The organism is Streptomyces sp. CC208A, from assembly GCF_030010625.1.
Taxonomy (GTDB): Bacteria; Actinomycetota; Actinomycetes; order Streptomycetales; family Streptomycetaceae; genus Streptomyces.
On record NZ_JASCXN010000008.1, the window covers coordinates 118,283 to 137,945 of the forward strand.

A 19,663-nucleotide genomic window follows, 5' to 3' on the forward strand; every position below is an offset into this window, starting at 1 on the left:
CGGCCTCCCCGCGTCAGTCCGCGGGGCCGGGCCCCTCCAGGGCGACCTCCGCCCACACGGTCTTGCCGCCCGTCTCGTACCGGACGCCCCACGCCTCCGCCAGCGTCGCGCAGATGTGCAGGCCGCGACCGCCCTCGTCGCCCGCCTTCGCGTGCCGCAGGTGCGGGGCGGTCGCCGCGCCGTCGCGCACCTCCACGGTGAGCGTGGACTCGCCCCGCAGCAGCCGGAGGGCGATCGGCGGAGCGCCGTGCCGGACCGCGTTGGTGACCAGCTCGCTGACGATCAGCTCGACGGTGAGCGGGTCGACGCCCAGACCCCACTCCCGGATCCGCCGCTCGGCCGCGTGCCGTACCGGAGCCACCGCCGGCAGCTCGCGCGGCACCTCCCACTCGGCGACGTCACCGGCGGGCAGCCGCAGCGTCCTGGCCACCAGCAGGACCCGCTCCGGCGCCAGCAGCGCCGCGAGGTCGTCGGCCATGGGGTGCGGCCCGCGGCCGGGGTGGGCGAGCGCCTCCGCCACCCGCCCCGGCGGCGGGTCCCCGGCGGGCGCGGACGAGGCCAGACACAGGGTGGTGCCCTCCGGCAGGAGGTGGGAGGAGCAGGCGAAGGGCGGTCCGTCGCCGCCGAGCAGCGGGCCCTCCTCCACGAGGCCGGCGTCGAGCGAGCCGTCCGGCCGCACGGCGACGCACAGCGAGGAGCCCGCCCTGGCGAGTTCCAGCCGCCCGGTCACCGGGTCGTGGACGGCGATCGTGCAGCTCGCGGCGGGCTCGTCCACCTCGTGGTCGCCCGCCTGCTCCCGGGCGAGACGCCGGGTCACCGTGTGCAGCCGCGCCAGCAGTTCGTGCGGGGCGAGGTCGAGCGTCATAAGGGTGCCCGATTCAATTGCCTTCCGTAGTGATTTCGTGACAGGATGTGATCCATGCGCCCGGCGCCCAGGCGACGCGGGGTTCCCTCCTCGGCGAGGTCTTACGACCTCGCCGACCAGCGTCCGGAGGGACGGGCCACGAGGGCCGACGGCTCCAACCGTCGGTACCAGGGCACGAGGCGATCAGCTCGCATCCCTGAGCGACATGAGGGGGCATCACGCTGATCAGAGACGCTGTACACGGCGGTCCGCAGCAGGGCCGTCGTTGCCACCGCGCTCAGCCCCGGCCGCTCCACCTGGCCGGCCAGCAGCGCCACCGGGGCGCCGGACAGAGGGACGACGCCGAGCCGGGAGCGCCCGTCCCCGCCCGTGAGGACGGGCGCTCCCGGCTCGTCGGGCATCCGCTCGCCGAACAGCCCCGGCAGCAGCACCGCCCCAGGCCCCGGCAGCGGCCCGCCCGTGGCGGCGTCCCCCGCGCTTCCCACGGCCGTGCAGCGCAGCAGCGGGGTCTCGCCCGTCCGGCGCAGCTCCGGCGGCCTGCCGCGCAGCACGGCGTCGGTCAGGGCGACCACGACCGAGCCCGCGAAGCCCGGCACGGCCACCTCGACCAGCTCCCGCGCGGTCCGCTCCACGTCCAGGGTCCGTCCGATCCGCTCCCGGGCCTCGTACAGCAGCCCGAGCCGCTGCTCGGCGCGGATCCGCTCGGTGACGTCCATGACGGTGACGACGAGACCCGGGGACGGCCGCTCCGCGCCGTCCGGTCCGGGGGCGCGCAGCGGGTACACGGACACCGAGTAGACGTGCTCGTGGTCCGCGTCGTGCGGCAGCCGGCCCGGGACGAGGACGTCCCGCCTCGGCGGGCCGCCGTCGAGGACCTCGCGGAGCACGTGTTCCCGCACGTCGACGCCGAAGGCCCGGTACACCTCCACCGCCGGCCGTCCGAGCAGGTCCTCCTCGGCGATGTCCCGCATCGCGGGCGCCGAACCGGTGACCCGGACCAGCCGCAGGTCCCGGTCGAGCACGTGCAGGCCGACCTCGGACTGCCGGAACACCGTGTCGAGGACGGCGCCGTCGAGCACGGAGGGAACGTCCTCGAACATGTGCGCACCGCCGGAGCTCGACACCTGGTCCAGGCCCAGTCTGACCGCTCCGGCAGACCCCCGCCTGTCGCCGCGCCCCGTTCCGCCGCCGTTCCCCCTGCCGCCCCGGTCAGCGGAGGCGCGGGGGAAGGAGGAGCAGGCCGGTGCCGAGGGCGCGTTCGCCCGCGGCGTCGGAGGGGCGGTTGACGAGGCCGGTCGCGGTGGCGAGGACGCTCGACCCGCCGCCGTCGAGGTTCAGGGCCTCCCGGGCGCCGAGGGCCCGCATCAGGCGGGCGGCGCCGTCGATGCCCAGGCCCTCGCTGACCCCGGGGCGGCGGCCGTCGGCGACGACCAGCATCAGGCGGCCCCGGTCGTCCACGCCGATCATGGAGCGGGGGTTGGCGCGGACCGTCCAGTCGTAGGTGAACGACTGGTCGGGGCCGTCGCGGACCACACCGTCGCCCACCGCGTTCACCGCCACCCGGCCGTCGCGGACCAGGGCGGGCCCCACCTGGAGGATCGTCGTACCGGGCCCGAGCGCGACCGGCAGACCCCGGCCGTCCCGTACCCGCTCCTCGAAGAGGAGCGTGCTGCCCGCCCGTACGGTCCGCAGCAGCCAGGCGGCGCTGTCGCCGGTGGCCTGGAGCGTCGAGCCGCCGGGCGGGACGGGCGCACCGCGCTCGGCGCGGACGGCCGCCACCCGGCCGTGGCCGTCGAGGACGGCCTCCGCGCCGGGACCGGCCGGGGGAGCGCCCCACTCGGGCGTGAACCGGACCAGCTCGCTGGGGTCGGTGCACCTGAGGTCGTGCTGGGGCCGCTGCGTCGGCAGGTCGCCGCCCACCCCGCCGCAGTTCCAGATCCGGCCGGGGAGCCGGTTCACCCCGTCGACCTCCACGGTCTCGCCGCCCGCCGTGACGGTGAGCTCCGCCGTGAACGTGTCGACGGAGAAGGAACGCCCGCCGTCCTCAAGCCGGATGCCGGCCCGGCCCTGGGTGGCGGAGCCGAGGAGCCTGCCGTCCTTCACGTACAGACCGCTCGGCGCGTTGTCGTAGAACCACTGGCCGTTGATGCCGGCGACGGCGCCCTCCGCGCCGATCAGGCCGGTCAGTTTCTCGGTGCCGTGGAGGGCGGGCCCGTGGCTCACCTCCAGGCGGCCCCCGAAGGCGTCGAGGTCGATCCGCAGGACGTGCACGCGCTGCGGTGCCTCGTCGTCGGTGCCGTCCTGCGCCGTGTACCGGGTGCGGGCGGTGAACCCGGCCGCCCGCAGCCGGCCGGCGAGCTCCACCGCCCCGGCCTCCTCCGCGTACCGCCCCGTCCGCACCGTCCAGCCGAGCACCCCCGGCCACCGGTCGGCGTACGCCGGGGTGGTGACGGCCTCGACGCGCGGCTCGAAGCCCCCCGCGCGCAGCGCCTCCTCCACGTCCAGCGCCGTCGGGCGGGGACCGAGGGCCAGGGGCGCTCCGGCGAGCGGCCCGCCGGGGCGGTCCGGAAGGCCGACCTGGACGGTCCACACGTGGTCGGCGTCCTGCCGCCCGTACGTGAGCGAGGTGAGCGTCACGCCCGACGCCGGTGCGCTGGTGACGCGGGTGGCGCCGTGCACCGGGTGGTCGGCCGCGGTGGCGGGACGGGCCGGGCGGGCCTCGGCGAGGGGCGCGGAAGCGGCCGACAGGACCGCGGCGACCGCCAGGAGGGAGCGGAACGTGCGCTGCAAGGAAGCCTCCCGTCGACGGAACGGACAAGCGGGGTGCACAGCCGATACGCCGCCGCTTTCCCGGCGGTGACGAGAGCTCGGACACGGGACGGCGAGCCGGGGAAGCCCCGCCCTCCTTACTGTCCCCGGCGGCCGTCGCGCCGGTGGGCGCGGCCCCCGGATGTCACCCGCCCGGCGTACCCGCGGGGGAGGGGACCCGCCGCCGCTATCCTTGCGGCGTGGAGATCCCCTCGTACGACGACATCCGGGCACTGCACCGGAAGCACGCCCCCAGCGACGCCGCCTTCGAACTCGTCTTCACCCACTGCGAGATCGTGGCCGCCATCGCCGACCAGGTGATCTCCCGCTCCGGCGCGGACGTCGACCCCGACCTGGTCCGCGCCGGCTGTCTGCTGCACGACATCGGCGTCTACCGGCTGTACGACGCCGCCGGACGGATCGACGGCTCCTCGTACGTCACCCACGGCGTCCTCGGCCACGCCCTGCTCGCGGAGGAGGGCCTGCCCGAGACCCTGTGCCGCTTCTGCTCCTGCCACACGGGCGTCGGCCTCACCCAGGAGGACGTCCTCACCCAGGGCCTGCCCCTCCCGCCCGCCGACTACGTGCCGGTCACGCCGGAGGAGCGGATGGTCATGTACGCCGACAAGTTCCACAGCAAGAGCACCCCGCCGCGGTTCGTCTCCGCGGACAGCTTCGAGGTGAGGATCGGCCGCTTCGGCGAGGAGAAGGCCGGTGTCTTCCGGTCCCTCCGCCGCCTGTACGGGGACCCCGAACTGGACGCCCTGGCCGCCGCGTACGGCCACGCGGTGACCTGAGCGCCCCGCTCGCCCGTTCTCCGCAGGTGGCTCTCAACCGGTGCCTCTCGGCCGGTGCCTCTCAGCCGGTGGCCGCGACGACCGCGGCCACCGTCACCGCGGCCATCGCCGCCTGCATGTTCCGGATCGCCTCCCGGACCCCCTCGGCCGCCCACTGGCCCTCCGCGAGCTTCTCCATCCGCGCGGCGACCTCCTTGCGCGACTGCCCGGGGAAGGCGAGCCGGTGCAGCTTCGCCCCGTGCACCAGGGCGATCAGCCCGGCCGTCCGCTCGTCCGGCGCGGCACCGTCGAGGACCACGGACCGCAGCCGCTCCCGCAGCTCCCGCTCGGCCGAACCGTCCGCCTCCGGATAGCGCCGGACCGGGAACACTCCCAGGACCCGGCGCTTCTTTTTCACGACCAGGCCCCGCTCGCAGAGGCGCGCGACGGTCGCGGCCGGCGCCTTCCCCTGGTCCTTCGTCAGCCACTCCGTGACCTTCGGCGCCCTGCTCCGGCGCTCCGCCCAGGCCGCGATCAGCGCCAGCCGCTCGTCCAGGAGGGCCTCTCCGGTGGGGCTTCCGTCCGTGACGGTCAGCCGTCCGCCGGCGACCGACACCCGCCCGGCGAGCGCGAGGTCCAGCAGGATCCCGCCCGCCACCGCCCACGAGGCGGCCTGCCGCTCCTTGGCCTCCCCGGACTCGTCGTCCAGTGACAGCAGCGTGATCTCCTCGGCGAGCGTGATCGTCATGGCGTCCTTCCTGGTGGGGAGGCGGCCGGACAGGCCCCGGCGGCTCTCCCCTGAGGACGGTCTGACGGCCCGTCCGGTTCCCCGACCGCACCGGGCACGCCCGCACCGGGCACGCCCGCACCGGGGACGTCCGGGCGGGGCGGCCGACGGGCCGTTGTCAGTGGCGGCTGTCAGGCTGGGGCCATGGACAGGCAGAGCGACAGTCCCGGGGACAGGGGGAAGGACGGCGGCATGGGCGGGGACCGTGACGAGGAACTGCTGAGGGGCCGGGTCTACGGCCAGGAGCACGACGACCCGAACCCCGGGCCGCGCCCCGGGCGCACCTACGCGGAGCTGGTCGGCGGGCCGCTCGACGGACTGCTGCTCGACGTGACCGACTGGACCGGCGAGGAGATACGCGCGGGCGCCGTCCTGGAGACGGAGCTGGGGCGCTACGGGGCGGGGGGAAAGGCGGTCTACGGTCCGCGGCCGGGCGATCCCGCGCGCTTCGACTGGTCCGGCGACTCCCGCTGAAGAGGCGCGGGGAGCCCGCTGAGGGGTGCGGAGGAGAGGACATGAGAAAGGCGGGACACCTCCCGCCACTCTCAAGGTATAGCGCACGGGGGGCCTTGCGGCAAGGCCCCCTCGATGCCGCACAATCGCAGGCCGACCGCCCCGACCTGCCGAAATGAGAGTTCACCGACGTGCGTACGCCTCTGCGCAGCAACGGCCCCTTCGAACTTCCCGACCGCCTCGCCGCCAAGGCCGACCCCGCGCTGATCGCCGACGACGAGAAGCACTTCGCCGCCCTCGCGGAGAGCCTCGACCGGACCGTCGCCGACCTCTCCGGTCGGCTCGACACCGTCCGCCGCGCCCCCGGCGGCGCCGGACGCGAAGCCCTGGAGCGCGACCTGGAGGTCCACCGCCTCTCGGCCCGCCTGCGCGCCCTGCGCCGCTTCGGCCTCGACCTCTGCCTCGGCAGGATCGTCGCCGCCGACGGCACCGAACCCGTCTACATCGGCCGGCTCGGCCTCACCGACGACACCGGCCGCCGCCTGCTCGTCGACTGGCGTTCCCCTGCCGCCGAACCCTTCTTCGCCGCCACCCACGCCCACCCGATGGGCCTCGCCAGCCGCCGCCGCTACCGCTGGACCGGAGGCCGTATCACCGACTACTGGGACGAGGTCTTCACCGAGGGCGGCCTGGACGCGCACGCGGCCCTCGACGACCAGTCCGCCTTCATCGCCAGCCTCGGCACCCACCGCTCCGAGCGGATGCGGGACGTCCTCACCACCATCCAGGCCGACCAGGACGCCATCGTCCGCGCCGGCTCCCGGGGCGCGCTCGTCGTCGACGGCGGCCCCGGCACCGGCAAGACCGTCGTCGCCCTCCACCGCACCGCCTACCTCCTCCACGCCGACCCCCGCCTCGGGCACCGGCGCGGCGGCGTCCTCTTCGTCGGCCCCCACCAGCCCTATCTGAACTACGTCGCCGACGTCCTGCCCAGCCTCGGCGAGGAGGGCGTCCGCACCTGCACCGTCCGCGACCTCGTCCCCGAGAGCGCCGTCGCCCGTCCCGAGACCGACCCCGAGGTCGCCCGGCTCAAGGCCTCCGCCGAGCTCGTCCGGGGCATCGACAAGGCCGTCCGCTTCTACGAGGAGCCGCCGGCCGATACCACCCGCGTCACCACCGACTGGTGCGACGTCCGCCTCACCGCCGAGGACTGGGCCGAGGCCTTCGACGCCCCCGGTCCCGGCACCCCGCACAACGAGGCCCGCGAGGTCATCTGGGACGAACTCGTCGAGATCCTCAAGGAGAAGGCGGGACACGACGTCCCCGACGCGCTCTTCGAGCGGGCCCTGCGCCACGACGCCGACCTCGTCTCCACCCTCGACCGCCACTGGCCCACCCTGCACGCCACCGACCTCGTCGGCGACCTGTGGACCGTCCCCGCCTACCTGCGGCTCGCCGCCCCCTGGCTCGACCGCGACGAGGTCCGTACCCTCCAGCGCGCCGACGCCCAGGCCTGGACCGACTCCGACCTGCCGTTCCTCGACGCCGCCCGGCACCGCCTCGGCGACCCCGAGGCCGGCCTCCGCAAGCGCCGCAAGGACGCCGCCCTGGCCGCCGAACGCGAACGCATGGCCGGCGTCATCGAGAACATCGTCCGCGCCGACGCCGACGGGGAGGGCGCCGTCACCATGCTCCTCGGCCAGGACCTCCAGGACACCCTCGTCGACGAGGACGGCCTGCCCGCCGCCGGCACCGACCCGCTCGCCGGACCCTTCGCCCACGTCGTCGTCGACGAGGCCCAGGAACTCACCGACGCCGCATGGCAGATGCTGCTCGCCCGCTGCCCCTCGCGCAGCTTCACCATCGTCGGGGACCGCGCCCAGGCCCGCCACGGCTTCACCGAGAGCTGGCGCGAGCGCCTGGAGCGCGTCGGCCTCGACCGTATCGAGACCGCCTCCCTGAGCATCAACTACCGCACCCCGGAAGAGGTCATGACCGAGGCCGAGCCGGTCATCCGCGCCGCCCTCCCCGACGCCAACGTCCCCACCTCGGTCCGCGCCTCCGGCATCCCCGTCCACCACGGCACCACCGCGGAACTGGACACGATCCTCGACACCTGGCTCGCCGAGCACGCCGACGGCGTCGCCTGCGTCATCACCGCCCCGGGCGCGCCCTCCCCGGACCTCGGCGGCCGGCCCAGGGTCCGGGCGCTCACCCCCGGACTCTCCAAGGGCCTGGAGTTCGACCTCGTCGTCCTCCTCGACCCGCAGGAGTACGGCGAGGGCATCGAGGGAGCCGTCGACCGCTACGTGGCGATGACCCGCGCCACCCAGCGCCTCGCCGTCCTCACCACCGCCTGAGCGGCGGCCCGGTCGCTCAGGACGCCAGCCCGCCCCGCGCGATGACCCCCGCGTACCAGCGGGCGCTGTCCTTGAGCGTCCGGCGCTGGCTCGCGAAGTCCACGTGCACGATCCCGAACCGCTTGCTGTACCCGAACGCCCACTCGAAGTTGTCCAGGAGCGACCACAGGAAGTAGCCCCGCACGTCCGCGCCGTCCTCGATCGCCCGGCGCACCGCCGCCAGATGCCCGTGCAGGTACGCGACCCGCTCCGGGTCGTGCACCTGCCCGGACGGGTCCGCGTAGTCGTCGTACGCGGCCCCGTTCTCGGTGATCACCAGCGGGGTGCCCGGAAGTTCGTCGCGCAGCCGCGTCAGCAGCTCGTACAGCCCGTCCGCGTCCACCGGCCAGTCCATCGCCGTCCGGGGCCCCGGCGCCGGCTCGAACCGCACGTGCCGCTCCGCGCCCGCCCACGGCGACGGCGACTCCGAGGAGCCCGCGGCGACCACCGTGGGGGAGTAGTAGTTCAGGCCCAGCGAGTCGATCGGCGCCGCGACCGCCGCCAGGTCCCCGTCCCGTACGAACCCCCAGTCCGTCACCCCGGCGGTGTCCGCCACCAGGTCCTCCGGCAGCCGGCCCCGGAAGACCGGGTCCAGGAAGATCCGGTTCGCGACCGCGTCGATCCGGCGCGCCGCGTCCCGGTCCTCCGCCGACTCCGTCAGCGCCCGCACCACGTGCAGGTTGAGCGTCAGCGACACCTCGGACCCGGCGGGCAGCGCCGCCCGCAGCGCCCCCACCGCGAGGCCGTGCGCCAGGTTGAGGTGGTGCGCCGCCCGCAGCGCGTCCGCGTCGCCGGTCCGCCCCGGGGCGTGCACCCCGTTCCCGTACCCGAGGAAGGCGGAGCACCACGGCTCGTTCAGCGTCGTCCAGGTCGCCACCCGGTCGCCGAGCGCCCCGGCGACGATCCCCGCGTACTCGGCGAAGCGGGCGGCGGTCTCCCGGCGCGGCCAGCCGCCCGCGTCCTCAAGCTCCTGCGGCAGGTCCCAGTGGTACAGGGTCGCCACCGGCCGGACGCCGGCCTCCCGCAGCTCGTCGCAGAGCCGCCGGTAGAAGTCCAGCCCCTTCTGAAGAGCGGGCCCCCGGCCGGTCGGCTGGACGCGCGGCCACGCCACCGAGAACCGGTAGTCCGTCACCCCCAGTTCCCGCATCAGGGCGACGTCCTCGCGCATCCGGTGGTAGTGGTCGGCGGCGATGTCACCGGTGTCGCCGTTGCGGACCTTGCCCGGAGTCCGGCTGAAGGTGTCCCAGATGGACGGCGTCCGGCCGTCCTCCGTGGCCGCGCCCTCGATCTGGTAGGCGGCGGTGGCGGTGCCCCAGCGGAAGCCCTCCGGGAAGCGGAGCGTCGCGGGGGACTCGGGGCGTGCGTCGACAGCGGTCATGAGGAGGTGACTCCAGGAAGAGAAGAGGAAGAAGAACGGGGAGGGGGCCGGGGCTCAGCCCTTGACCGCGCCCTGCATGATGCCGCCGACGATCTGCCGGCCCAGCAGGCCGAAGACCAGCAGCACGGGCAGCGTGCCGAGCAGGGTGCCCGCCATGATCACCGACTGGTCGTGGACGTACCCGCCGCCGAGCTGACGGAGCGCCACCTGGACGGTCGGCTCCTGCGAGGAGAGCGCCACGATCGGCCAGAAGAAGTCGTTCCACGCGGCCATGAAGGTGAGCAGGCCGAGGACGGCCATGCCGGGGCGGGCGATCGGCACCACGATCGACCAGAAGATCCGGGCCGTGGAGGCGCCGTCCACCCGGGCCGCCTCGATCAGCTCGTCGGGCAGCGACTGCACCAGGTACTGGCGCATGAAGAACACCCCGAAGGCGGAGACCAGACCCGGCAGGATCACCGACTGGAGCTGGTTCACCCAGCCGAGTTCGGCGATGAGCATGAAGAGCGGGATGACACCGAGCTGCGGCGGGATCATCATCGTGCCCACCGTGACGGCGAGCAGCGCGCCCCGGCCCCGGAAGCGGAGCTTGGCGAAGGCGAACCCGGCGAGCGTGCAGCACAGCACCGTGCCCACGGTGATCGACCCGGACACGATGAGGGAGTTGAGCAGCGCCTTGCCGATGTCCGCTTCTTCGAGGACCGCCTCGAAGTTCCGGATCAGGTGCGGGCCGGGCACCAGCGACGGCGGCACCTTGGCCAGGTCGGCGTTGGAGCGGCTGGCGGCGACGATCGTCCAGTAGAAGGGGAAGGCCGAGACGAGCACCGCCAGGATCAGCACGGCATACGCGAGCGGGCCGGCCTTCAGCGTCCGTCCGGCGCCCGAGCGGCGCCGGCGGCCGGGGCCCCGCCGGGCGGGGGAGACGGCCGGGGAGGCCGGTGCGGCGGGCGGGTCGGCGAGCGCGGTCATCGGCCGGCCTCCTTGCGGGAACGGCGGCGCGCGATCAGGGCGTTGACCCCGACCAGCACCACGATCAGCAGGAACATCACCCAGGCGATCGCGGCCGCCCGGCCCAGGTGGAAGAAGCCCCAGCCCTGCTCGTACATGTAGAGGCCGAGGGTCTGGTACTGGTGCGAGATGCCGCCCGACATGGAGCCCTCGAAGAGCAGCGGCTCGCCGAAGAGCTGGGTCGCGCCGATCGTGGAGACCACGACCGTGAACAGGATCGTGGGCCGCAGCCCCGGCAGCGTCACGTGGAAGAACTGCCGCCACCGGGAGGCCCCGTCCATCTCGGCCGCCTCGTACAGCTCGGACGGGATGGACTGCATGCCGGCCAGGTAGATGAGCGCGTTGTACCCCGTCCACCGCCACACCACGATGGTGGAGACCGCGATCTGGGAGGCGACGGTCCCGGACTGCCAGTCGACCGGCTCGACGCCGGCGAGGCCGAGGACGTAGTTGACGAGCCCGAAGTCACGCCCGAAGAGCTGGGCGAAGACGAGGGTCGCGGCGGCGACCGAGGTGGCGTACGGCAGCAGCATCGCCGTCCGCAGGAAGGTCCGGCCGCGCAGCCGGTGGTTGAGCAGGTGCGCCAGGGCGAGCGCCATCACCAGCTGCGGCACGGTGGACAGCACCCCGATGGCGAAGGTGTTGCGCAGCGCGGTCCAGAAGAACTCGTCCCCGAAGAGGGCGGTGTAGTTGCCGAGCCCGCGCCACTCCATGGTGCCGGGGTCCTGCAGCTCGACCCGGTGGAGCGAGACGTACGCCGTGTAGACGAGCGGGAAGAGACCGAAGGCGGCGAAGAGGGAGAAGAACGGCGCGACGTACGTGTACGGGGAGAGGACGCTCCACACGCGCCGGACACCCGGCGGGCGCGGAGCGGAGGCGGCTTTCGCCGGTGCGGCGAGGGTCACGGTGCGGCCCTTCGGGAGAGGGTGACGGGAGAGGGGGCCCTGCCGGGCCCGGGCTGCCCGCCCCGGTAGGGCGGGCACCCTGAGCCCTGGCGCGGGCCGGACCCGGCGCCGGGCGGCCGTCCGGCGGGCGGGCGGGTGCCTGTCGGGGCCCCGCCCTGGTAGGAGGGGCGCCTTTCGGGCCTGGTGTCCGCCGGAGCGGAGACCGGGCGCTGGGCGGGTCGTCAGACGGGCGGGTGCCCGTCGCGGGCTGGTGACTTGTCGGGAGGAGTGCCGGCCGGCCCCGGGACGTCCGCCCCGGCGGGGCGTGTACGCCGCCGGGTCCTGGCACGGGCCGGACCCGGCGCCAGGCCCCGACGCCCGGCGCTGGGCTGCCCGTCCGGCGGGCCGGGTGCCCGCCGGGTCGGGGCCCTGGCGGGGAGGTGTGCCTCTCGGATCCGGCGCCTGCAGGGCCGGGTACCCAGCCCGCTGGGCGGGCCGTCCGACGGCCGGGGGCCCGCCGGGCCTGGCGCGGATACCGGGCGCCGGGCGGGGCGTCCGCCGGACACCCCGCCCGGCGCCCGTCGAGGGATGGGCGGCGGACGGCGTCCGTGGGCGTCGGGACCGGCCCGAGGGCCTGGGCCCCGGCGGCGGCCCGGCATCAGCCGAGGGTGTTCGCGACGCCCTTCCTCGCGTTCTCCCAGGCCTTCTCAGGGGCGAGACCCTTGCGTTCGACCTCGCTCAGCGCGTTGGTGATCTGCTGGCTGATGTTCTGGTCGTGCACGCCGAGGACCTGCACCGGTGCCGCCTTGGCCGCGTCGCCGAAGATCTTCCCGATGGGCGCGCCGTTGAAGTAGGGGTCCGTGGTGTCCGCGACCTCGGCGATGGCGCCGGTCGCGGAGGGGAAGTTGCCCTGCTTGGCGAAGATCTTGGCCTGCTGCTCCGGGGCGGTGAGCCACTTGATCAGCTCGTACGCCTCCTTCTTGTTCTTGGCGGCGCGCGGCACCGCCAGGTAGGAGCCGCCCCAGTTGCCGGCACCGCCGGGCAGTGTCGCGATGTCCCACTTGCCCTTGCCGGCCTCACCGGCCTGGCCCTTGATGTAGCCGAGCATCCAGGCGGGGCAGGGGAGGGTGGCGAAGGAGCCGGCGGCGAAGGCCTGGTTCCACTGCGGGGACCACTGGTCGAGCTTGGCGCTGAGGCCGGCCCCGCTCGCCTCGACGGAGGCGTCCCAGGCGGCCTTGAGAGCGGGGTTGGTCTCCCAGATCAGCGCGCCGGAGGCGTCGTAGTAGCGCTCCTTCTCCTGCCCGATCATGATCGAGAAGAGGCTGCCGACGCTGTCCAGCCAGGCGCTCTTGCCGGGGGCCTTGGCCTTGTACTGCTTGCCGAGCTCCAGATAGCCGTCCCAGGTGGACCAGCGTTCGGCCAGTTCGGTGCGGTCGGTGGGGAGCCCGGCCTGCTCGAACAGGTCGGTGCGGTAGCACATGGCCTCGGGGCCGACGTCGGTGCCGAGGCCGAGGACCTCGCCGCCCTTCCCGGTGGCGGCGGCCCACTTGGCGTCGGCGAACTGGGCCTTCAGCTCCTCGGCGCCGTACTTCCGCAGGTCCTCGAAGCGGTCGGCCTGCTGCTGGGTGACGGAGGCGATCCGGCCGACCTCGATGCCCTGCACGTCGGCGAGGCCTCCCCCGCCGGCGAGCCGGGTCTGGAGCGACTTCCAGTAGTCGGCCTCGTCCTCGGTGTCGGTCTGCTTGATGGTGACGCCCGGGTGGAGCTTCTCGTACTCGGCGTAGAGGCCGGCTTCCTTGTAGCCGAAGGAGCCGAAGAGGTCGACGGTGATCGTGACCTTGCCGCCCGCCTTGCCGGAGTCGGTGCCGGAGGAACCGGATCCGCAGGCGGCGAGCAGGGAACCGACGAGCGCGACCGCTCCGAGGCGGAGGGCGGCCTGGGTGGCGGCTCTGGTGATGGGCATGGACGGGCTCCCTTGGCGTCGGGCGGGTCGGAGGGGAACGGAGGAGAAGGGGTGGAAAGGGAAGGGGATGGGCGGCGCCGGGCGGTCCCGGGAGCCCGAGAGTGTTCTGAGAGCGCTCTCACAAACGGTCTGGAGCGTGCCCCGACTCCCCGCCCCCCGTCAAGACTCGAAGGCGTAACAGCTCGGAATCGAAGCCCGTGTACGGCGTCGGCGGCCCAACTCCCACTCCTGCCCGTTCTCTTGACGCCCAGGTTTCGGGAGTTTTACGTTGCGCACTGCTGAGAGCGCTCTCAGGGCACTGTGCACGACCCCCACACCCCTCCACCGAGCCAACGAGGTGCTGTACGTGTCAGCTCCCCGCTCCCGACCGGCCGCGTCGCTGGTCCTCGCCGCCGCTCTGGCCGCCGCCGGTCTCGTCCCGGCCGCCGCCGGCCCCGCCTCCGCCGCCACCGTCCCCGTGGGCGCGGGCGGTTACTCCGACACCCGCCCCGCCGGGACCTCGGGACCCACCACCCACACCGGCACCCCGGTCACCCCCAAGGTGACCGCCGCCGCCCAGGGCCGGCCCGTGCCCACCAACGACTGGTGGTCCTCGCTCGCCTTCCAGCGTTACGGAGACAACCCGTACTCGACCCCCATGTACGGGCATCCGCTCACCTACCAGGCCGTCGCCGGCGGCCTGCAGATCGGCTACCCCACCACCCCCGCGATCGTCGGCGACGGCCGCCAGTACGAGTTCCCCCACAAGGCCGACCTCACCCTCGGCCTCACCGGCCTCAACGCGCCCGACACCCGGGCCGACGACTGGTCCGACTGGACCGTCACCCCCTTCTGGTCCGACGGCGCCCGCACCCTGCGCACCACCATCGGCCACGGCCTGCCCTTCGTGTACGCCAAGGGGACCGGCGGCGACGCCCGGATCACCACCGCCTCCACGCCCGCCGTCTTCGCCGACCAGGGCAACGTCCTCGGCATCACCGTCGCCGGCCACCACTACGCCCTCTTCGCCCCCACCGGCACCGACTGGAACGTCTCCGGCACCACCCTCACCGCCGGCCTCGGCGGCAAGGACTACTTCTCCGTCGCCGTCCTGCCCTCCCCCGACGCCCTCGCCACCTACCGGCGCTACGCCTACAGCTTCGTCACCGGCTCCCGCGTCACCTGGTCGGCCGCCGGCGGCCGGGTGAACGCCACGTACACCCTCACCACCGAGGCGAAGGAGGGCACCGAGACCGGCACCCTCCAGGCCCTCTACCGCCACCAGTGGCTGAACTCCGCCGACCCCCTCACCCCGTACACCTACGTCTCCCCGCGCGGCACCATGAAGGTCCGCGAGGGCCGCTCCTTCACCACAGGCCGCGGACAGGCCGCCGTCCTGCCCGCCCTGCCCGCCACCGGCGCCGTCGACCAGGCACGGCTGCGCGGCTACCTGAACGAGGTGGTGAACGCCGCCGACCCCTTCTCCGGCGCCACCGACACGTACTGGACCGGCAAGGCCCTCGGCCGGCTCGCCCAGCTCGTCCCGCTCGCCGAGCAGCTCGGCGACACCGCCCTGCGCGACCGGCTCCTGGGCCTGCTCAAGGGCCGCCTCCAGGAGTGGTTCACGGTCGGAGGCGCGAGCGAGTTCTCGTACGACCGCACCTGGAAGACCCTCATCGGCTACCCGGCCTCCTACGGCAGCGACACCGAACTCAACGACCACCACTTCCACTACGGCTACTACGTGTACGCCGCCGCGATCGTCGCCCAGTACGACCAGGCATGGGCCGCCGACTCCGCCTGGGGCGGCATGGTGCGGACCCTCGTCCGGGACGTCGCCAACCCGAGCCGCACCGACTCCGCCTTCCCCTTCCTGCGCGGCTTCGACGTCTACGCGGGACACAGCTGGGCCTCCGGCCACTCCGGTTTCGCGGCCGGCAACAACCAGGAGTCGTCCTCCGAGTCCACCAACCTGAGCGCCGCCCTCGTCCTGTGGGGCTCCGCCACCGGCGACACCGGCCTGCGCGACCTCGGCAGCTACCTCCTGGCCACCGAGTCCGACGCCATCGCCCAGTACTGGTTCGACGCCGACCAGCAGGTCTTCCCCGGCTCCTTCACCCACGACACCGCCGGCATGGTGTGGGGCAGCGGCGCCGCGTACGCCACCTGGTGGACCGCCAACCCGGAGGAGATCCACGGCATCAACACCCTCCCGGTGACCGCCGGCGGTTCGCTGCACATGGGCGCGTACAAGCCCGCGATCCGGCGCAACCTCGCCGAGATGGAACGGGAGAACGGCGGACCGGCCGTCGAATGGCGGGACATCCTCTGGGAGTTCGAGGCGCTCGCCGACCCGGCCCGCGCCAAGGGCCGGTGGGACGCCTCCGGCGGCGACTACACCCCCGAGACCGGCGAGTCCAGGGCCCACACCTACCACTGGCTGGCCACTCTGGACGCGCTCGGCGCCCCCGACGCGACCGTCACCGGCTCGATCCCGGCCTCGGCCGTCTTCCTCAAGGGCACCGAACGCACCTACGCCGCCCACAACCACGGCTCCACGCCGATCACCGTCACCTTCTCCGACGGCAAGTCCCTCTCCGTACCGGCCCGTTCCACCGCCACCGGCAAGGGCACCGGCACCGTCCCCTGCGGACAGCCCGGTGGACCCGCCTGCCCCCAGCCGAGCACCGGCGACACCTTCCGGCTGCTCGGCGGCGGGCAGTTGACCACCGCCACCGACACCACCGCGGGCAGCGACACCATCGCCTCCGCCGACGGCGCCAACCACGACGGCACCCCGTACCGGCCGCTCGTCTACGAGGCGCGGAACGTCACCGGCACCCTCACCCCGGGCGCCGCCACCGCCTTCCGCCTCGCGGTGGACGCGGGCACGAACGTCGCCCTCGGCCAGCAGGTCCGGATCAGCTACGACCTGACCGGCGACGGCACCTTCGAACGCACCGAGACCTACCACTACTTCGCCACCGACCCGGTGCCCGGCTGGGAGCGCTACGACCAGACCCGCGGCCTGAAGTCCGCCACCGGCACCCTCGGCGACCTGCGCGGCGGCACCGTCCGCCTGGAGCTGTGGAGCGCCATCGGCAACGGCCCGTCCACCGTCCGGACCGGCACGGCGGACTCCGTGCTCGTCATCCCCTACGGCTGAGCGGACGACTACGCCGAGGCCCGGCGCACCAGCGTCGTCGGCGTGATCAGCGGGTCCGGGGCCGGTTCCCCGGACCCGAGGTCGCTCAGAAGACGCATGAGCAGCCGGACCATCAGCCGGCCCATGCCCTCGATGTCCTGCCGGACCGTCGTCAGCGGCGGCTCCGTGCGCTCGGCGATCGACGCCACGTCGTCGAACCCGACCACCGCCACGTCCTCCGGCACCCGCAGCCCCCGCTCCCGCAGCACCCGCAGGGCGCCCGAGGCCATCAGGTCGTTGGCGGCGAACACCCCGTCCACGCCCGGGCACCGGTCGAGGACCTCGGCCATCGCCCGGGCGCCGCTCTCCGCCGTGAAGTCCCCCTGGCACAGCAGGGCCGGATCCGGGTCCCCGAGCGCGTCGCGGTAGCCGTCGGCGCGGTCCGCCGCCGAGGTCTGGTCGCGCGGCCCGGCGAGGTGCGCGACGGTCCGGCAGCCCCGGTCGACGAGGAGCCGCACGGCCTCACGGGCCCCGCCGCGGTTGTCGGCGTCCACGTACGGCAGATCCGGGCCGATCCCTTCCGCCGGCCGCCCGCCGAGCACCGTCGGGATCTTCGCCCGGCGCAGCACCGTCGCCAGCTCGTCCTCGTCATGGAGGGAGAAGGCGAGGGCGCCGTCGACGTGACCGCCGGCGAGATAGCGGGCGATCCGGTCGTGGTCACCCGGACCCTCCGCCCAGAGCAGCACCAACTGCGAGTCATAGGAGGTGAGTTCGCGGCTGATGCCGCGGACCTGCTCCTGGAAGAAGGGGTCGGAGAAGATCCGGAACTCCGGCTCCGCGATGACCACGGCCACGGCGCCGTTGCGCCGCGTGACCAGGGTGCGGGCCGCGAGGTTCGGCACGTACCCGAGCTCCTCGACCGCCCGCCGCACCTTGTCGGCCAGCGGCGGACGCACCCCCGCGCCGCCGTTGACGACCCGGGAGACCGTGGCCCGCGACACCCCGGCACGGGCCGCGACGGCCTCCAGGGTGGGGCGGGCCCCCGTCGTCTGCTCGGCCACGTCGGGCCCCCTTCATCTGCTCCGGTCCGGGAGCGGGCGGCTGCCCGGACGGACCGCGTGATGTTGCGGGGCCAGGATATCCGTACGGGAGGGGGTTCTGAGAGCGCTCTCTGGGAGGGATCGTTCCCGTCCTCCGGTCTGTCGTTCACCCGTGGCGGTGGTCGCGGCCCGTACCGGCTCCCGGCCCCGCCCGCGTACGGCAGCGTGGCCGCCATGAACCTCCGCCGCACCGCGCTTCCGCTGCTCACCGCCTTCCTCGTCAGTGGCTGCGTGGCCCTCCCGCACCCCTCCGCGCCGCCCGCCCCGACGGTCCCGGAGCCCGGGCCGCCCGCGCTCGCGCCCGCCGCCCAAAGGCCTCCGCGAGTTCTTCCGGAGCCGTCGAAGCGGCCGGTGGAGGCCGAGCCCCGGGAGGAGCTGGCGGAGACGGAGGGGAAGGCGCCGAAGTCCGCGCCCGTGCCCGCTCCCGTACGTCCCCGGGCACGTCAGGGCGGTGGAGCGGGAGCCACCGGAGCGGGAGCCGCCGGAACAGGAGCCGCAGGAGCGGGGGTCGCCCCCACCCGCCTCCCGGAACCCAGGGCGAAAGCGCCCCGCGCGGCGAAGAAGCCGAGCCCGCCCCGTACCCGTACCGCCGCCCCCGCCCCCACGCGCGTGCCCGCGCCCCGGGTGGCCGCGCCCCGCGCGGCTCGTCCGGCGGGCGGGGAGGTCCCCGAGATGCGGGACCTGTGCCGGGAGGCGCAGCGGATCGAAGCCCCCATGGGCGCGGCGGAGTTGTGCCGGAGCCTGTACGGGCGCTGACGCGACACCCAAGTGGCCCAGTCCCGCGGCGGGTCAATGGACCATGAGACGCAGGCCACTTCGCCGTACCGTCGTGTCCATGGCGAACACCTCCACGGCCCCCGCCCCCGGCGCGCACGCCGCCCCCGGCACCGGCCGCCCGCGTCCGGCGGCGCCGCGCGCCCTGCTCCTCGCCCAGGCGGGCAACGCCGTCGGCGACGGCGCCTTCTACGTGAGCTCGGCGCTCTACTTCACCGGCATCGTCGGGCTCTCCGCCGCCCAGGTCGGGGCCGGCCTCGCCGTCGCCTGGGCGGTGGGCTCGCCGGCCGGGGTGCCGCTCGGGACGCTCGCCGACCGGCGGGGGCCGCGCGGCGTCTCCGTCCTCCTCGCGCTCGTGACGGCGGCGGCGGTCGCCTCCTTCCTCCTCATCGGTTCCTTTTCGGCCTTCCTCGCCGCCGCCACCCTGTACGCCTCCGCGCAGAGCGGCCTCGCCGCCGCCCGGCAGGCCCTCCTGGCCGGACTGGTGGCCCCCGCCGACCGCACCGCCGTCCTCGCCCGGCTCCAGGCCGTCCTGAACGGCGGCCTCGCCGTCGGCGCGGCCCTCGGCGGCATCGCCCTGCACGCCGGCACGCGCGGTGCCTACCTCGCCGTGTTCGCCCTGGACACGGGCGGATTCCTGCTCTGCGCCCTGCTGCTCGCGCGTCTCCCCGCCCCCGCCCCGGCACCCGCCTCCGCCGTCGCGGCGGCCGGAGGCGGCTCAGGGACGGCCGTGCTGCGCGACCGCCCGTATGTCGTCCTCGCCCTCCTCAACGCGCTGATGCTGCTGCGGCTGCCGGTCCTGAGCCTCGCCCTGCCGCTGTGGATCGTGCAGCGCACGGCGGCGCCCGGCTGGACGGTCTCGGCGCTCTTCGTCCTCAACACCGTGGCCGTGACCCTCTTCCAGGTCCGCGCCGCCCGCTCGGTCACCGACCTGGACACGGCCGCCCGCGCGGTCCGGGGCGCCGGCGCGATCGCGCTCGCCGCCTGCGCCGTCTTCGCGGCGACCGCGCTCCCGGGGCTCGGTGCCGGTACGGCCGTCGCGGTCCTCGCCCTCGGCGCCGCGCTCCTCGTCGTCGCCGAGATGCGGCACTCCGCCGGTTCCTGGCAGCTGGGCCTCGGACTCGCGCCCGCCGACCGGATCGGCCAGTACCAGGGCTTCTACGGGGCGGGCGTCCCGGTGGCCCGTACGCTCGGCCCGCTCGTCGTCACGACCCTGCTCATCGGCGCCGGCCCCGCCGGCTGGCTGGTCCTGGGCGGCGTCTTCGTCCTGGCCGCCACGGCCACGGGCCCGGTCGCCCGCTGGGCGGCGCGGACCCGCTAGCCGGGGACGGCCCCACCCCCGGC

Annotated in this window: 15 protein-coding genes; 6 read left to right on the forward strand and 9 right to left on the reverse strand. The window is 74.7% G+C overall.

What is annotated here, in order from left to right; all coding sequences use genetic code 11:
• Positions 1-13: 13 nt before the first annotated feature.
• The 3 genes from QK442_RS11960 to QK442_RS11970 all read right to left on the reverse strand — a co-directional run bounded on the left by QK442_RS11960 (position 14) and on the right by QK442_RS11970 (position 3,655).
• The gene (locus tag QK442_RS11960; protein ID WP_349239649.1) at positions 14-1,036 is read right to left on the reverse strand and encodes an ATP-binding protein; all 1,023 of its coding nucleotides are present in this window, start codon (positions 1,034-1,036) and stop codon (positions 14-16) included.
• Positions 967-1,965 (reverse strand): PAS domain-containing protein, encoded by a 999-nt coding sequence (locus tag QK442_RS11965; RefSeq protein ID WP_282693875.1) that lies wholly within the window; start codon positions 1,963-1,965, stop codon positions 967-969. Before QK442_RS11965 ends, QK442_RS11960 begins: the two co-directional genes overlap by 70 nt.
• Before the next feature lie 109 nt (positions 1,966-2,074).
• Positions 2,075-3,655: a phosphodiester glycosidase family protein gene (locus QK442_RS11970; RefSeq protein WP_282693876.1), complete on the reverse strand. Its 1,581-nt coding sequence runs from the start codon at positions 3,653-3,655 to the stop codon at positions 2,075-2,077.
• 218 nt (positions 3,656-3,873) lie between these two features.
• Here QK442_RS11970 and QK442_RS11975 point away from each other — a divergent pair, with 218 nt between their 5' ends.
• Positions 3,874-4,470 (forward strand): HD domain-containing protein, encoded by a 597-nt coding sequence (locus QK442_RS11975; RefSeq protein ID WP_282693877.1) that lies wholly within the window; start codon positions 3,874-3,876, stop codon positions 4,468-4,470.
• 61 nt (positions 4,471-4,531) lie between these two features.
• On the opposite strand, the gene QK442_RS11980 is transcribed toward QK442_RS11975, so the two are convergent.
• A complete protein-coding gene (locus QK442_RS11980) occupies positions 4,532-5,197 on the reverse strand; it encodes a GPP34 family phosphoprotein (protein WP_282693878.1) in 666 nt (221 codons plus the stop codon).
• A 231-nt stretch (positions 5,198-5,428) separates the two neighbouring features.
• Here QK442_RS11980 and QK442_RS11985 point away from each other — a divergent pair, with 231 nt between their 5' ends.
• The gene (locus tag QK442_RS11985; RefSeq protein WP_282693952.1) at positions 5,429-5,710 is read left to right on the forward strand and encodes a hypothetical protein; all 282 of its coding nucleotides are present in this window, start codon (positions 5,429-5,431) and stop codon (positions 5,708-5,710) included.
• A 170-nt stretch (positions 5,711-5,880) separates the two neighbouring features.
• Entirely contained in the window at positions 5,881-8,049 is a 2,169-nt protein-coding gene (gene helR, locus QK442_RS11990) for an RNA polymerase recycling motor ATPase HelR (RefSeq protein ID WP_282693879.1), read from the forward strand.
• A 16-nt stretch (positions 8,050-8,065) separates the two neighbouring features.
• Here helR and QK442_RS11995 read toward each other — a convergent pair whose 3' ends face one another.
• The 4 genes from QK442_RS11995 to QK442_RS12010 all read right to left on the reverse strand — a co-directional run bounded on the left by QK442_RS11995 (position 8,066) and on the right by QK442_RS12010 (position 13,321).
• Positions 8,066-9,466, reverse strand: coding sequence for a GH1 family beta-glucosidase (locus tag QK442_RS11995; RefSeq protein ID WP_282693880.1), 1,401 nt, complete (start codon positions 9,464-9,466; stop codon positions 8,066-8,068).
• A 54-nt stretch (positions 9,467-9,520) separates the two neighbouring features.
• Positions 9,521-10,435: a carbohydrate ABC transporter permease gene (locus QK442_RS12000; RefSeq protein ID WP_282693881.1), complete on the reverse strand. Its 915-nt coding sequence runs from the start codon at positions 10,433-10,435 to the stop codon at positions 9,521-9,523.
• Positions 10,432-11,379, reverse strand: a complete 948-nt coding sequence (locus QK442_RS12005; RefSeq protein WP_282693882.1) for a sugar ABC transporter permease — start codon at positions 11,377-11,379, stop codon at positions 10,432-10,434. The genes QK442_RS12000 and QK442_RS12005 overlap by 4 nt, the downstream gene beginning before the upstream one ends.
• A 637-nt stretch (positions 11,380-12,016) precedes the next feature.
• Positions 12,017-13,321, reverse strand: coding sequence for an extracellular solute-binding protein (locus QK442_RS12010; RefSeq protein WP_282693883.1), 1,305 nt, complete (start codon positions 13,319-13,321; stop codon positions 12,017-12,019).
• Positions 13,322-13,667: 346 nt separating this feature from the next.
• Here QK442_RS12010 and QK442_RS12015 point away from each other — a divergent pair, with 346 nt between their 5' ends.
• Positions 13,668-16,466, forward strand: a complete 2,799-nt coding sequence (locus tag QK442_RS12015) for a glycosyl hydrolase (RefSeq protein ID WP_282693884.1) — start codon at positions 13,668-13,670, stop codon at positions 16,464-16,466.
• Positions 16,467-16,474: 8 nt separating this feature from the next.
• Here QK442_RS12015 and QK442_RS12020 read toward each other — a convergent pair whose 3' ends face one another.
• A complete protein-coding gene (locus QK442_RS12020) occupies positions 16,475-17,506 on the reverse strand; it encodes a LacI family DNA-binding transcriptional regulator (protein ID WP_282693885.1) in 1,032 nt (343 codons plus the stop codon).
• 213 nt (positions 17,507-17,719) lie between these two features.
• Here QK442_RS12020 and QK442_RS12025 point away from each other — a divergent pair, with 213 nt between their 5' ends.
• Positions 17,720-18,301, forward strand: coding sequence for a hypothetical protein (locus QK442_RS12025; protein ID WP_282693886.1), 582 nt, complete (start codon positions 17,720-17,722; stop codon positions 18,299-18,301).
• A 79-nt stretch (positions 18,302-18,380) separates the two neighbouring features.
• On the forward strand, positions 18,381-19,640 hold the full coding sequence (locus QK442_RS12030) for an MFS transporter (RefSeq protein ID WP_282693887.1): 1,260 nt from the start codon (positions 18,381-18,383) through the stop codon (positions 19,638-19,640).
• Positions 19,641-19,663 lie beyond the last annotated feature (23 nt).